At 58.4% G+C, this 13,414-nt stretch carries 10 protein-coding genes and 2 pseudogenes; 9 read left to right on the forward strand and 3 right to left on the reverse strand.

Going from position 1 to position 13,414, the window contains the following annotated elements; translation table 11 throughout:
• A partial coding sequence (locus tag AC1DSG_RS19195) for a glutamine synthetase family protein (protein ID WP_477792301.1) occupies positions 1 to 1,356 on the reverse strand: 1,356 nt, incomplete at its 3' end.
• A 278-nt stretch (positions 1,357 to 1,634) separates the two neighbouring features.
• Between AC1DSG_RS19195 and AC1DSG_RS19200 the strand changes: the two are divergent.
• The 8 genes and pseudogenes from AC1DSG_RS19200 to AC1DSG_RS19235 form a co-directional block, all read left to right on the forward strand.
• A pseudogene (locus AC1DSG_RS19200) lies at positions 1,635 to 1,895 on the forward strand (gamma-glutamyl-gamma-aminobutyrate hydrolase family protein); the annotation flags it as partial.
• Positions 1,896 to 2,026: 131 nt separating this feature from the next.
• Positions 2,027 to 3,385, forward strand: coding sequence for a glutamine synthetase family protein (locus AC1DSG_RS19205; protein ID WP_007942476.1), 1,359 nt, complete (start codon positions 2,027 to 2,029; stop codon positions 3,383 to 3,385).
• 56 nt (positions 3,386 to 3,441) lie between these two features.
• Positions 3,442 to 4,806, forward strand: coding sequence for an aspartate aminotransferase family protein (locus tag AC1DSG_RS19210; protein ID WP_477792302.1), 1,365 nt, complete (start codon positions 3,442 to 3,444; stop codon positions 4,804 to 4,806).
• A gap of 181 nt (positions 4,807 to 4,987) precedes the next feature.
• Entirely contained in the window at positions 4,988 to 6,085 is a 1,098-nt protein-coding gene (locus AC1DSG_RS19215; RefSeq protein ID WP_477792309.1) for a polyamine ABC transporter substrate-binding protein, read from the forward strand.
• A 243-nt stretch (positions 6,086 to 6,328) separates the two neighbouring features.
• Positions 6,329 to 7,426, forward strand: coding sequence for a polyamine ABC transporter substrate-binding protein (locus AC1DSG_RS19220; RefSeq protein ID WP_477792303.1), 1,098 nt, complete (start codon positions 6,329 to 6,331; stop codon positions 7,424 to 7,426).
• 73 nt (positions 7,427 to 7,499) lie between these two features.
• Complete coding sequence (locus AC1DSG_RS19225) at positions 7,500 to 8,642, forward strand: ABC transporter ATP-binding protein (RefSeq protein WP_477792304.1); 1,143 nt, start codon at positions 7,500 to 7,502, stop codon at positions 8,640 to 8,642.
• Positions 8,639 to 9,559, forward strand: coding sequence for an ABC transporter permease subunit (locus tag AC1DSG_RS19230; RefSeq protein ID WP_477792305.1), 921 nt, complete (start codon positions 8,639 to 8,641; stop codon positions 9,557 to 9,559). Before AC1DSG_RS19225 ends, AC1DSG_RS19230 begins: the two co-directional genes overlap by 4 nt.
• On the forward strand, positions 9,556 to 10,446 hold the full coding sequence (locus AC1DSG_RS19235; protein ID WP_477792306.1) for an ABC transporter permease subunit: 891 nt from the start codon (positions 9,556 to 9,558) through the stop codon (positions 10,444 to 10,446). The genes AC1DSG_RS19230 and AC1DSG_RS19235 overlap by 4 nt, the downstream gene beginning before the upstream one ends.
• 143 nt (positions 10,447 to 10,589) lie before the next feature.
• Here AC1DSG_RS19235 and AC1DSG_RS19240 read toward each other — a convergent pair.
• Positions 10,590 to 10,703: pseudogene (locus AC1DSG_RS19240) on the reverse strand (phosphohydrolase); the annotation flags it as partial.
• A 204-nt stretch (positions 10,704 to 10,907) separates the two neighbouring features.
• On the opposite strand from AC1DSG_RS19240, the gene AC1DSG_RS19245 reads away from it, so the two are divergent.
• Positions 10,908 to 11,873 (forward strand): GlxA family transcriptional regulator, encoded by a 966-nt coding sequence (locus tag AC1DSG_RS19245; protein ID WP_477792307.1) that lies wholly within the window; start codon positions 10,908 to 10,910, stop codon positions 11,871 to 11,873.
• A gap of 112 nt (positions 11,874 to 11,985) precedes the next feature.
• Here the strand turns inward: AC1DSG_RS19245 and AC1DSG_RS19250 are convergent.
• Positions 11,986 to 13,414: penicillin acylase family protein (locus AC1DSG_RS19250; protein ID WP_477792308.1), on the reverse strand; the 1,429-nt coding region annotated here is incomplete at its 5' end.

Here is a 13,414-nt window from a genome sequence, read left to right on the forward strand (position 1 = left end):
GTTGTACTCAAGGTCGGAGATGGAGTGTTCGAACTCCTCCAGCTCGCTTTCCTTGCAGGCCACGAAGATATCGATGTACTTGGGATCAATGTACTTGGCCATGACTTCGCTGTCGTCCAGCTCGCGCAATGCATCGCGCAGGTTGTTCGGCAGGCTTTGCTCGTTCTGCTCGTAGGAGTTGCCTTCCACGGGCGCGCCTGGCTCGATCTTGTTGGTCAGGCCGTGATGCACGCCTGCCAGGACCGAAGCCATCAGCAGGTACGGGTTGGCATCGGCGCCCGCAACACGGTGTTCGATGCGCACGGCATCTGAGGAACCGGTCGGAACGCGGATCGCCACGGTGCGGTTATCCAGGCCCCAGCATGGCGAGTTCGGCACGTAGAACTGTGCGCCGAAACGACGGTAGGAGTTGACGTTCGGGCAGAGGAAAGCCATCTGCGCCGGCAGGGTCTCGAGCACACCGCCGATCGCGTGACGCAGTGCGGCGTTCTGCTCGGGATCCTCGCTGGCAAAAATATTTTTGCCTTCTTTATCAAGAATCGAGATATGGACATGCAGACCGTTACCCGCCTGGCCCGGGTAAGGCTTGGCCATGAAGGTGGTGTCCATTTCATGGTCGTAGGCGATGTTTTTGATCAGGCGCTTGAGCAGGACCGCGTAGTCGCAGGCCTTGATCGGGTCGGCCACGTGGTGCAGGTTGACTTCGAACTGCGCCGGGGCGCTTTCCTTGACGATCGCGTCGGCAGGGATGCCTTGCTCTTTCGCACCTTCCAGAATGTCCTGGAGGCAGTCGACGTATTCGTCGAGGTCGTCGATCAGGTAGACCTGAGTCGAATGCGGGCGCTTGCCGGAGATGGGCGAACGCGGCGGTTGTGGGCGGCCGTTCACGTTCTCCTGGTCGATCAGGTAGAACTCCAGTTCGAAGGCTGCGCAGATGGTCAGACCCATCTCGTCGAACTTGGCGACCACTTGACGCAGGACTTCACGGGGATCCGCGAAGAAAGGGTCACCTTCGATTTCGTGCATGGTCATCAACAGCTGCGCGGTAGGGCGCTTCTGCCAAGGCTCGTTGCACAGGGTGTCAGGGATTGGATAGCAGATTCGGTCAGCATCACCGATGTCCAGGCCCAGGCCGGTGCTTTCCACCGTCGAGCCATTGATATCCAGAGCAAATAGAGAGGCCGGCAGGTTGATGCCTTTCTCGTAAACCTTGTGGAGGCTGGTGCGTTCAATGCGCTTGCCGCGCACCACACCATTCATATCTGCAATCAGAAGGTCAACGTACAGAACCTCAGGATGTTCCTTAAGGAACGCGTTCGCTTCGTTAAGCTGAACGGCACGCGGGGGTACCGACATGATGCAACACCTTTGTTGTTAAAAATATCAATCATTGATCTCTTCGGATTCCAGTCAACCCGAACGGCATGCCGAAGTCAAGCGAGGCCTTTTTTGCCCTAAAAAAGCGCTCGTAAGGCTTTTTTGAGGCACTTTGGGGCGTTTTTATGCCTTTGAACGCTTTGGCTGCCGCAGGTTTGAGCGGGGCGTGTTGTATTTTTTACGGGGGTGTTGTGTAAAAAAATGAACAAGGCTAAGCTCGATTCAAACCCATAACACCAATAATACCGGGGTGCTTCATGTCTCGCCTGCCGTTAATCGGCGTCACCGACTGCTCTACGCGGATCGGTCTGCATGCTTATCACATCAGTGGCGACACTTACGTCCGCGCAGTGGCCTCAGCGCCTGCGGACCTGACGGTAATCCTGTCATCCATGACGGATAGACTGTCTCCGTCCGATATTCTGGACGGCCTTGATGGCACCCCCATAACGGTTACTTCATTCAATATAGAACCGATTCACAATAGCGGCCCGACTATCGCTTGTGATGCCGCACACCTGGCGTTTGCCGCGCTGTGCGGAAAAAATCACGATAGCCTGTCGTAGACACCTGTTTCAACGCGACGCCGATGCGTCAACCATTGCCTGACGCATGAACGCGGCAGGAAACTCAACGCCTAGAGGCATTTATGAGTAACAACCTCGACCAGCTCACCGATTGGTTGAAAGACCACAAGATCACAGAAGTCGAATGCATGATCGCCGACTTGACCGGGATTACCCGTGGCAAGATCTCGCCGACCAACAAGTTCATTGCTGAAAAAGGCATGCGCCTGCCCGAAAGCGTTCTGTTGCAGACCGTGACCGGCGACTATGTCGAAGATGACATCTATTACGAACTGCTCGACCCGGCCGACATCGACATGATCTGCCGCCCCGACCAGAACGCCGTATTCCTCGTGCCGTGGGCCATCGAGCCGACCGCCCAGGTGATACACGATACCTACGACAAGCAAGGCAACCCGATCGAGCTGTCGCCGCGCAACGTGCTCAAGAAGGTCCTCAAACTCTATTCCGACCGCGGCTGGCAACCCATCGTGGCACCGGAAATGGAGTTCTACCTGACCAAGCGCAGCGACGACCCCGACTACCCGCTGCAACCCCCGGTTGGCCGTTCCGGTCGCCCGGAAATCGGTCGTCAGTCGTTCTCGATCGAAGCGGCGAACGAATTCGACCCGCTGTTCGAAGACGTCTACGACTGGTGCGAACTGCAGGAACTGGACCTTGATACCTTGATCCACGAGGACGGCACGGCGCAGATGGAAATCAATTTCCGTCACGGCGACGCCTTGTCCCTGGCCGACCAGATCCTGGTGTTCAAACGCACCATGCGCGAAGCCGCGCTCAAGCATGACGTGGCGGCGACTTTCATGGCCAAGCCCATGACCGGCGAGCCGGGCAGTGCGATGCACTTGCACCAGAGCATCATCGACATCGAAACCGGCAAGAACGTCTTCTCTAATGAAGACGGGAGCATGAGCCAACTGTTCCTGCACCACATCGGTGGCTTGCAGAAACTGATCCCCGAGCTGTTGCCGCTGTTCGCCCCGAACGTCAACTCGTTCCGCCGCTTCCTGCCGGACACCTCGGCACCGGTGAATGTGGAGTGGGGTGAAGAGAACCGCACCGTGGGCCTGCGGGTTCCGGACGCCGGCCCGCAAAACCGTCGGGTGGAAAACCGCCTGCCGGGCGCCGACGCCAACCCGTACCTGGCGATTGCAGCGAGCCTGCTCTGCGGCTACATCGGCATGGTCGAAGGCCTCAACCCGAGCGCGCCGGTGGTGGGCCGTGGCTATGAACGCCGCAACCTGCGCCTGCCGCTGACCATCGAGGACGCGTTGGAACGCATGGAAAACAGCGCGACCATCGAGAAGTACCTGGGCAAAAAATTCATCACTGGCTACGTCGCGGTCAAGCGGGCCGAGCATGAAAACTTCAAGCGCGTGATCAGTTCGTGGGAGCGCGAGTTCCTGCTCTTCGCCGTCTGATACGCCGGGCGCCGTCGTCGGGCGGCGCTTTCAGCTGATTTTTTTAGGAGATTTGTATGACCAGCAATAATCCGCAAACCCGTGAATGGCAAACCCTGAGCAATGATCACCACCTGGCCCCGTTCAGCGATTTCAAGCAGCTGAAAGAGAAAGGCCCGCGGATCATCACAAACGCCAAGGGCGTTTACCTGTGGGACAGCGAAGGCAACAAGATCCTCGACGGCATGGCCGGCCTGTGGTGTGTAGCGATCGGTTACGGCCGTGATGAACTGGCCGATGCCGCCAGCAAGCAAATGCGCGAACTGCCTTACTACAACCTGTTCTTCCAGACCGCTCACCCGCCGGTACTGGAGCTGGCCAAGGCCATCGCCGACATCGCGCCAGAAGGCATGAACCACGTGTTCTTTACCGGTTCGGGTTCGGAAGGCAACGACACCATGCTGCGTATGGTTCGTCACTACTGGGCGATCAAGGGCCAGCCAAAAAAGAAAGTCATCATCAGCCGCAAAAATGGTTATCACGGTTCCACCGTGGCCGGCGCGAGCCTGGGTGGCATGACGTACATGCACGAACAAGGCGATTTGCCGATTCCGGGCATTGTCCACATCGCGCAGCCGTACTGGTTCACCGAAGGCGGTGACATGACGCCTGAAGAGTTCGGCGTCTGGGCGGCCAATCAGCTGGAAGAGAAGATTCTGGAAGTCGGCGTGGACAACGTCGGCGCCTTTATTGCCGAGCCGATCCAGGGTGCCGGCGGCGTGATCATTCCGCCAGACACCTACTGGCCGCGCATCAAGGAGATCCTCGCCAAGTACGACATCCTGTTCGTGGCGGACGAAGTGATTTGTGGCTTTGGCCGCACCGGTGAGTGGTTCGGTACCGATTACTACGACCTCAAGCCCGACATGATGACCATCGCCAAAGGCCTGACCTCCGGCTACATCCCTATGGGTGGCCTGATCGTGCGTGACGAAGTGGTCGAGGTGCTGAACGAAGGCGGCGACTTCAACCACGGTTTCACCTACTCCGGTCACCCGGTGGCCGCTGCGGTCGCATTGGAAAACATCCGCATCCTGCGCGAAGAAAAAATTATCGAGCGCGTTCATGCAGAAACGGCACCCTATTTGCAAAAGCGTCTGCGGGAACTGAACGATCACCCGCTGGTGGGGGAAGTGCGTGGGGTCGGTCTGTTGGGAGCCATTGAACTGGTTCAGGACAAAGCCACTCGCAAACGTTACGAAGGCAAGGGCGCTGGCATGATTTGCCGCACGTTCTGCTTCGAAAACGGCCTGATCATGCGTGCCGTGGGCGACACCATGATCATTGCTCCGCCACTGGTGATTACACCGGCCGAAATCGATGAGTTGGTGGCCAAGGCACGCAAGTGCCTGGACCTGACCCTGAGTGCGCTGCAGGGCTAAGTGCTAGGCTCTGAGCGGGTGTGAAGTTACATTTCGCTCAGAGCAAACAAAGGAGGGGTCTTTCCTTGAAAGCCTGCCTTGGATCTTGCCAGACTACCGGTTGTTTCAGATGCCCAGTAAAGGCCGCTGAGCACGTGGTTAAAAAGAAAAAATTGGAGCATTACCGATGAAGGCATTAGGTATGAAGATAGCTGGCAAGACCCTTCTCGCCATGTCCCTGATGGGCGTGATGGCGGGTGCAGTTCAGGCGGACGACAAGGTTCTTCACGTGTACAACTGGTCCGATTACATCGCACCGGACACGGTCAAGAAGTTCGAAGACGAGTCGGGCATCAAAGTGGTCTACGACGTCTTCGACAGCAACGAAACCCTGGAAGCCAAATTGCTGGCGGGCAAGTCCGGTTACGACATCGTCGTGCCGTCGAACAACTTCCTGGCCAAGCAAATCAAGGCTGGCGTTTACCAGAAACTGGACAAGTCCAAGCTGCCTAACTGGAAAAACCTGAACCCTGAGCTGCTCAAAGCGGTATCGGTGAGTGACCCGGGCAACGAACACGCCTTCCCGTACATGTGGGGTTCGATCGGTATCGGTTTCAACGCCGAGAAGGTCAAGGCTGCATTGGGTGCCGACGCACCGACGGATTCCTGGGACCTGATCTTCAAACCTGAAAACGCTGCGAAGTTGAAGTCGTGCGGTATCAGCTTGCTGGACTCGCCAACCGAGATGATTCCGGTGGCGTTGCACTACCTGGGACTGCCAACCGACAGCCAGAAGAAAGAAGACATCGAGAAAGCCGAGGCGCTGATCATGAAGGTCCGTCCTTCGATCGCTTACTTCCACTCGTCCAAGTACATCTCTGACCTGGCCAACGGCAACATCTGCGTAGCCGTGGGTTATTCGGGTGACATTTACCAGGCCAAATCCCGCGCGGCTGAAGCAGGTGACAAGGTGAAAGTCAGCTACAACATTCCCAAAGAAGGTGCAGGCAGCTTCTACGACATGGTCGCCATCCCTAAAGATGCCGAAAACGTCGAAGGCGCCTACAAGTTCATGACCTTCCTGCAGAAGCCGGAAATCATGGCTGAAATCACCAACGCCGTGCGCTTCCCGAACGGTAACGCGGCCGCCACACCGTTGGTTGATAAAGACATCACCAGCGATCCAGGCATCTACCCGCCAGCGGACGTGCTGGCCAAGCTGTACGCGATTGCCGACTTGCCGGCCGCGACCCAGCGGATCCTGACTCGCAGCTGGACCAAGATCAAATCCGGTAAGTAAGAACTAAAACCCTGTAGCAGGTGCCGCAGGCTGCGTCCAACTGCGAAGCAGTTGTGCTGTTGAAAACGCGTGAAGGTCCTTCGGACCTTAACGCCGCCTGCGGCAGCTGCTACAGAACTGCATAAAAGTTTTGCTGGAACGGTTTTTCGAGGGTAAGTTGCGCGCCGGTTTTGTTGCCGGGCAGCCATGGCTGTCATGTAACACGGGGCAACTTGGGCCCAACTATTTCTAGAGGACCTCCACTTGCCTATTTTTTCTTTGTTTCGCAATGCCATGCTGATTGGCGCCGGGCTGACGCTTGCCGTTAGTGTCCAGGCCGCCGGCACTGTGCATATTTATAACTGGTCGGATTACATCGGTCCGACCACCCTGGCGGACTTCCAGAAAGAGACTGGCATCAAGCCGGTTTATGACGTCTTCGATTCCAACGAAACCCTGGAAGGCAAGTTGCTGGCCGGGCGTACCGGTTACGACGTGGTCGTGCCGTCCAACCACTTCCTCGGCAAACAAATCAAGGCGGGCGCTTTCCAGAAGCTCGACAAGTCGAAGCTGACTAACTATTCCAACCTTGATCCGGTGTTGCTCAAGCGTCTGGAGCAAAACGATCCGGGTAATCTTTACGCTGTTCCCTACCTGTGGGGTACTAACGGCATCGGTTACAACGTCGACAAGATCAAGGCGGTACTGGGTGTCGATGCGATCGATTCATGGAGCGTGCTGTTCGAGCCGGAGAACATCAAGAAGCTGCAAAACTGCGGCGTAGCGTTCCTCGATTCTGCCGATGAAATGATGCCGACGGTCCTTAACTACATGGGCCTGAATGCCAACAGCACCAACCCCGAAGATTACAAAAAGGCTGAAGCCAAGTTGCTGGCGGTGCGGCCTTACGTGACGTACTTCCATTCGTCCAAGTACATCGCGGACCTGGCCAATGGCGACATCTGCATCGCTATCGGTTTTTCCGGCGACATGTTCCAGGCCAAGGCCCGGGCGGAAGAAGCCGGCAAAGGCGTAAACGTGGCCTACACCATTCCCAAAGAAGGCGGCGCGCTGTGGTTCGACATGCTGGCGATTCCGAAGGATTCGGCCAACGTCAAAGAGGCCCACGCCTTCATCAACTATTTGTTGAAACCCGAGGTGATCGCACAGGTCAGCGATTCTGTTGGCTATGCGAACCCCAACCCCGGCTCGGACAAACTGATGGAACAGTCCATCCGCACCGACGAGTCGGTCTATCCACCGCAAGCCGTCCTCGACAAGACCTATGTGTCGATCGAGTTACCACCAAACATTCAACGTTTGATGACCCGCAGCTGGACCAAGGTCAAGTCGGGTAAATAGCTTCAGGGCTCAAACTATCCAAGGTTGGCTCACCTTGAGCGAACTGCACTCTTTTTTTCTGGGAGTTTCGTAAATGGCAGTTGCCTCCGGCGCCTATAAGAAAGCCCTCGAGGGCGACCAGACACCGAAACAGGTGTTGGTCAAAATCGACCGGGTCACGAAGAAGTTCGACGAGACGATTGCCGTGGACGATGTGTCCCTGGAAATCAAGAAAGGCGAAATTTTCGCCCTGCTCGGCGGCTCGGGATCGGGCAAATCCACTTTGCTGCGGATGCTCGCCGGCTTCGAACGACCGACTGAAGGGCGGATTTTCCTCGACGGCGTCGACATCACTGACATGCCACCGTACGAGCGGCCGATCAACATGATGTTCCAGTCGTACGCCTTGTTCCCGCACATGACCGTGGCGCAGAACATCGCCTTCGGCCTTAAGCAGGACAAGTTGCCCGCGGCTGAAGTCGATGCACGCGTGGCCGACATGCTCAAGCTGGTGCAGATGAGCCAGTTCGCCAAGCGTAAGCCGCATCAGTTGTCCGGTGGTCAGCGTCAACGTGTGGCACTGGCCCGTTCGCTGGCCAAGCGACCGAAACTGTTGCTGCTCGACGAACCGATGGGCGCACTGGACAAAAAACTGCGCTCGCAGATGCAACTGGAGCTGGTCGAGATCATCGAACGCGTCGGCGTAACCTGCGTCATGGTGACCCACGACCAGGAAGAGGCCATGACCATGGCCGAGCGCATTGCGATCATGCACCTGGGCTGGATCGCCCAGATCGGCAGCCCGATCGACATCTACGAAACCCCGACCAGTCGTCTGGTCTGCGAGTTCATCGGCAACGTCAACATCTTCGACGGTGAAGTGATCGACGACGCCGAAGGTCACGCCACCATCACCTGCAAGGACCTGGACCGCCAGATCTATGTAGGCCACGGCATCAGCACCTCAGTGCAGGACAAATCCGTGACCTACGCGATCCGTCCGGAAAAACTGCTTGTGACGCCGACCCAGCCGACCTGCCAATACAACTGGTCCAGCGGCAAGGTGCACGACATTGCCTACCTCGGCGGTCACTCGGTGTTCTACGTCGAACTGCCGAGCGGCAAGATCGTCCAGTCGTTCGTCGCCAACGCCGAACGCCGCGGTCAGCGCCCAACCTGGGGTGATCAGGTTTACGTGTACTGGGAAGACGACAGCGGCGTGGTACTTCGCTCATGAACATGCGAAAACTCAAACGCCGGCTCAATCGAATAATTCCCAGTGGCCGCCAGATGGTCATCGGAGTTCCGTTCATCTGGCTGTTCATGTTCTTCATGTTGCCGTTCTTCATCGTCTTGAAGATCAGCTTCGCCGAAGCCGACGTGGCCATTCCGCCGTACACCGAGATCTACAGCTTCGTCGACCAGAAGCTGCAGGTGCTGCTCAACCTCGCCAACTACGCGATGCTCGGCGACGACGAGTTGTACATCGCCGCCTACCTCGGCTCGTTGAAGATGGCGCTGATCAGCACCATCCTTTGCCTGCTGATCGGTTACCCGATGGCCTACGCCATTGCCAGTGCCCGTAAAGAGCTACAAACGGTGCTGGTGCTGCTGATCATGATGCCGACCTGGACTGCGATCCTGATCCGCGTGTATGCGTGGATGGGCATCCTCAGCAACAACGGCCTGCTCAACGGTTTCCTGATGAGCATGGGCTGGATTGACGAGCCGCTGCAGATCCTCAACACCAACCTCGCCGTCTATATCGGTGTCGTTTACTCCTATCTGCCGTTCATGATCCTGCCGCTTTACGCCAACCTGGTGAAGCACGATCACAGCCTGTTGGAAGCCGCCTCGGACCTTGGTTCGAGCACGTTCAACAGCTTCTGGAAGATTACGATTCCGCTGTCGAAAAACGGCATCGTTGCCGGCTGCATGTTGGTGTTCATCCCGGTGGTGGGTGAGTTCGTGATCCCGGAACTGCTCGGCGGTCCGGAAACCCTGATGATCGGTAAAGTGTTGTGGCAAGAGTTCTTCAACAACCGTGACTGGCCGGTGGCGTCTGCCCTGGCGGTGGTGATGCTGTTGATCCTGATTGTGCCGATCATCCTGTTCAACCGGAGTCAGGCCAAAGAAATGGAGGGCAAAGAATGAAGCGCTTCAATTTCTCGAGTTTCATGCTGGTATTCGGCCTRCTGTTCATCTACGCACCGATGCTGATCCTGGTGATCTACTCGTTCAACGCCTCGAAACTGGTGACTGTGTGGGGCGGCTGGTCGATCAAGTGGTACGTCGGCCTGCTCGACAACACGCAACTGATGGGCTCGGTGGTGCGCTCGCTGGAAATCGCCTGCTACACGGCGATTGCGGCGGTCGCGCTCGGTACGCTGGCAGYGTTCGTGCTGACCCGTATCACCCATTTCAAGGGTCGCACGCTGTTCGGTGGTTTGGTGACCGCGCCGCTGGTGATGCCGGAAGTGATCACCGGTCTGTCGCTCTTGCTGCTGTTCGTGGCGATGGCGCAGATGATCGGTTGGCCACAGGAACGCGGCATCATCACTATCTGGATCGCGCACACGACGTTCTGCGCCGCGTATGTGGCGGTGGTGGTGTCGGCGCGCCTGCGTGAGCTGGACCTGTCCATCGAAGAGGCGGCGATGGACCTCGGTGCACGGCCGTGGAAGGTGTTCTTCCTGATCACCATCCCGATGATCGCGCCATCGCTGGCGGCGGGCGGCATGATGTCGTTTGCCCTGTCGCTGGATGACCTGGTGCTGGCGAGCTTCGTATCGGGCCCGGGTTCGACGACCCTGCCGATGGAAGTGTTCTCGGCGGTGCGCCTGGGCGTGAAGCCTGAGATCAACGCCGTAGCCAGCCTGATTCTGCTCGCCGTTTCGATCGTGACCTTCCTGGTCTGGTTCTTCAGCCGCCGTGCCGAAGAAAGCCGCAAGCGTGCGATTCAGCAAGCCATCGAAGAAAGCGCCGCCGACTCCTGGAAACAACCGGACGTGCGCCGCGCACAGGCGCCGGAAGCGGCCTGATCCACGGATGATCGTTCCCACGCTCCGCGTGGGAATGCTTCCTCGGACGCTCCGCGTTCGGCTCTGGATGGGACGCGGAGCGTCCCGGGCTGCATTCCCACGCAGAGCGTAGGAGCGATCAGTAACCCCAATCCCCTGTGGCTTCATGTCAACCAAGGGGATTTGCGGATGAACTCGACGAAGTTCATCGGCTTGAACCCCGCCAGACTGTCCACCAGCACATCCRCATTCACCGTGCCGAAGGTGGTGTCCGGCTTGCACCGTGGCGGCGCTGATGGACAAAGTCTGTGCTGGCCCCCGAAAGCGGGCAATCGATCCATGGCTGCGATCCTTGCCAATAAACCTGCATATCGCGCCAACCTCGCTTGTTGCGCGGGGATTGGCTAAGTTTGACGCAGCCTCGCAGGCTCGGCCGCCGCTACCCGTCATGTAACGGCTAACCATTAAGGGCGAACCTTGCCATGAGTAAAACCATCGCCATCGTGGTCTTCGCCGGCGTTCAGTCCCTGGACGTCACCGGTCCCATGGATGTGTTTTCTGAAGCCAATCGTTTCCTTGAGCCGCACGACCAGTATCGGTTGGAGGTGATCGGCGTCGGGCGCGGAGTGATGCCGTGTTCCAACGGTCTGTCGCTCAATGCCCACACGCATTTCAGCGACGCGATGGAGGCGTATGACTTGCTGCTGGTGGCCGGTGGGCCGCAGTTGCCGTTCATGGATTTTGGCGGCGCATTCGATGCCTGGCTGCGGGGTGCCTGCGCACGGGCGCAACGCTTTGGCTCGATCTGCAATGGCGCGTTCATACTCGCCCGGGCTGGATTGCTTGATTGGCGAACCGTGACGACCCATTGGGGCGACGCTGCCGCGCTGGCACAGTTGTGTCCGTCGACCCGGGTCGAGGCGGATCGCTTGTACGTGCAGGACGGCGAGCTCTATACCTCGGCCGGTGTCACCGCAGGAATCGATTTGTCCTTGTATTTACTGGCCAGGGACCACGGGCCGGACGTCGCTTTGAATGTGGCCAAGCGTCTGGTGGTGTTCACTCAGCGTTCGGGCGGGCAATCTCAGTTCAGCCCGTTTCTTATGCCCCACGCCGAACCCACTTCTGTCGTGGCGTTGGTTCAGCTCTACGTGCAGGCCAACCTCACCGGCGACCTGGCCCTCGCTGACCTGGCGAATGCGGCCAACATGAGCACGCGCAATTTTTCCCGGGTGTTCGCCAAGGAAGCTAAAACCACTCCGGCGGAGTTCGTCGAGCGGGCGAGGGTGGACGCGGCGCGGGTACTGCTGGAGAGCACGCATTCGCCGCTCAAGGCCGTGGCCTACCAATGTGGATTTCGTGATGTCCAGCATATGCGTAGTGTTTTCAATCGCAGGCTGGGGGTGACGCCGTGGCAGTTCAGGCTGAATTTTTCCGCAATGGTTTGAAGGCCCCTTCGCGAGCAGGCTCGCTCCCACAGATGACCGAGTTGCTCAGACAGACTCGATCCAATGTGGGAGCGAGCCTGCTCGCGAAAGCGGTCGTCCAGTCGCCGAAGATCTAGGGCGCAGCCCGCGCCGGCAAAAACTTCAATGTGCTGTGCGTATTGGCCGTGACTTCTTCGTCGTTGAAATGCGCCTCAAAGTAAACCCCTTCGACATACGCTTCGGCCTGGTCGTCGTAGTGGCTGTCGAACGGTATGCCGCTCTGGCCGACCGGGTTGATGGTCAGGCTGTGAGCCGGGTCGGCAAAGTCGACCAGGCGTCGCGTCGACGGGCCGTAGGTCACCGGCCAGGGCGCTGGGCCGATTTTGGCCGAGAGGTTGTTCGGTACTTCATGCGTGCCGGGTGCGGCGAACGGCCCGACGTTGAAGACCCGGTCCAGCGGTTTTTGCATGCCCAGTGGATGACCATGGGTCAGGGTATGCGCCTTGCTCCATTGCCATTGCGCTGAATCCGTACCCAAGGTGGTCTTGAGGTGGGCGATGCTCGCTTGCCAGGCCACCTTGACCGTATCACCCCGGGTTTCCTTTTCGAGGGTGTTGCGGTTGTCCCACCACGGTGAATCAGGTGTGGCAGCCAACCGTGGCAATGCGGCGTCGATCACCCGGGTCGAAAGCAGTGTCTCGAAGAAATCATTCCCCAGCTCATCGTGCATCGTTGCGTCGGCCAGGTTGAACAGGAACTGGTTGAACAGCGTGGCGCTGGTGGAATCGAGCGGGTAGTCGCCTGTCCACTGCGCCAGGTGTTCCACCAGTTTGAGTTCGGCGGGATCGCTCACCACCTCGCGCAGCACTGGCAACAAAGGCGCCAACAGACGGGGGCCGTAGGCAGTGGTAGTGCCCAGTTGCAGCTTCTTGCTGGCGTCGATGTCCCATTTCACGTTTTTGTCGCTGAGCTGGTGATTGAGTTGCTGGCCGCGATCGGCGAGGTTGTAGTAGCCGGGAATTTCCATGCCGGTCGGCGACAGCGGCTGGAAGTTGGCCGAGACGATGTAGCCGCGTGCCGGGTTTTCCTCCTGGGGGTTGGCGCTGAACGGGTAGAAGCCGTCCTTGTCCGCCTGATTGGTGCTGCCGTCGAGGATGAAACCGGGCTTCACCCCGGCCGCGCGTTTGGGCAGCAGCGCCGAGGCCCACCAGCCGATGTCGCCCTTGGCGTTGGCGTAGACAATGTTTAACCCCGGCGCCTGAACCTTGGCGGCCGCGACGCGTGCCTTGGTCAGCGTGTCGGCGCGGTTGAGCTGGTAGAAGCCTTCTAGAATCGGGTTCGGTGTTTCAAGGAATGCCCACCACATGGCCACCGGCGTCTTGCCGGCCGCCGTGCCGAGTGCGTCGTTGATGATCGGCCCGTGGGGCGATTGACGCAACGTCAGCTTGACCGCTTCCTGCCCCTTCACCGCGATCTGTTGCTCGGTGTTAAGCATGTCCACCCAGTTGCCGCGATACCAGACCTGATTGGGGTTGTCCGGGTTGGTCTTCTCGGCGATCAGG

The sequence above is a fragment of the Pseudomonas sp. P5_A12 genome, from assembly GCF_056400685.1.

Bases quoted from the DNA above. Each gene is read 5' to 3' on its own strand.
- AC1DSG_RS19205 (WP_007942476.1), top strand. From the start codon at position 2,027: ATGAGTAACAACCTCGACCAGCTCACCGATTGGTTGAAAGACCACAAG.
- AC1DSG_RS19210 (WP_477792302.1), top strand. From the start codon at position 3,442: ATGACCAGCAATAATCCGCAAACCCGTGAATGGCAAACCCTGAGCAAT.
- AC1DSG_RS19215 (WP_477792309.1), top strand. From the start codon at position 4,988: ATGAAGATAGCTGGCAAGACCCTTCTCGCCATGTCCCTGATGGGCGTG.
- AC1DSG_RS19225 (WP_477792304.1), top strand. From the start codon at position 7,500: ATGGCAGTTGCCTCCGGCGCCTATAAGAAAGCCCTCGAGGGCGACCAG.
- AC1DSG_RS19230 (WP_477792305.1), top strand. From the start codon at position 8,639: ATGAACATGCGAAAACTCAAACGCCGGCTCAATCGAATAATTCCCAGT.
- AC1DSG_RS19245 (WP_477792307.1), top strand. From the start codon at position 10,908: ATGAGTAAAACCATCGCCATCGTGGTCTTCGCCGGCGTTCAGTCCCTG.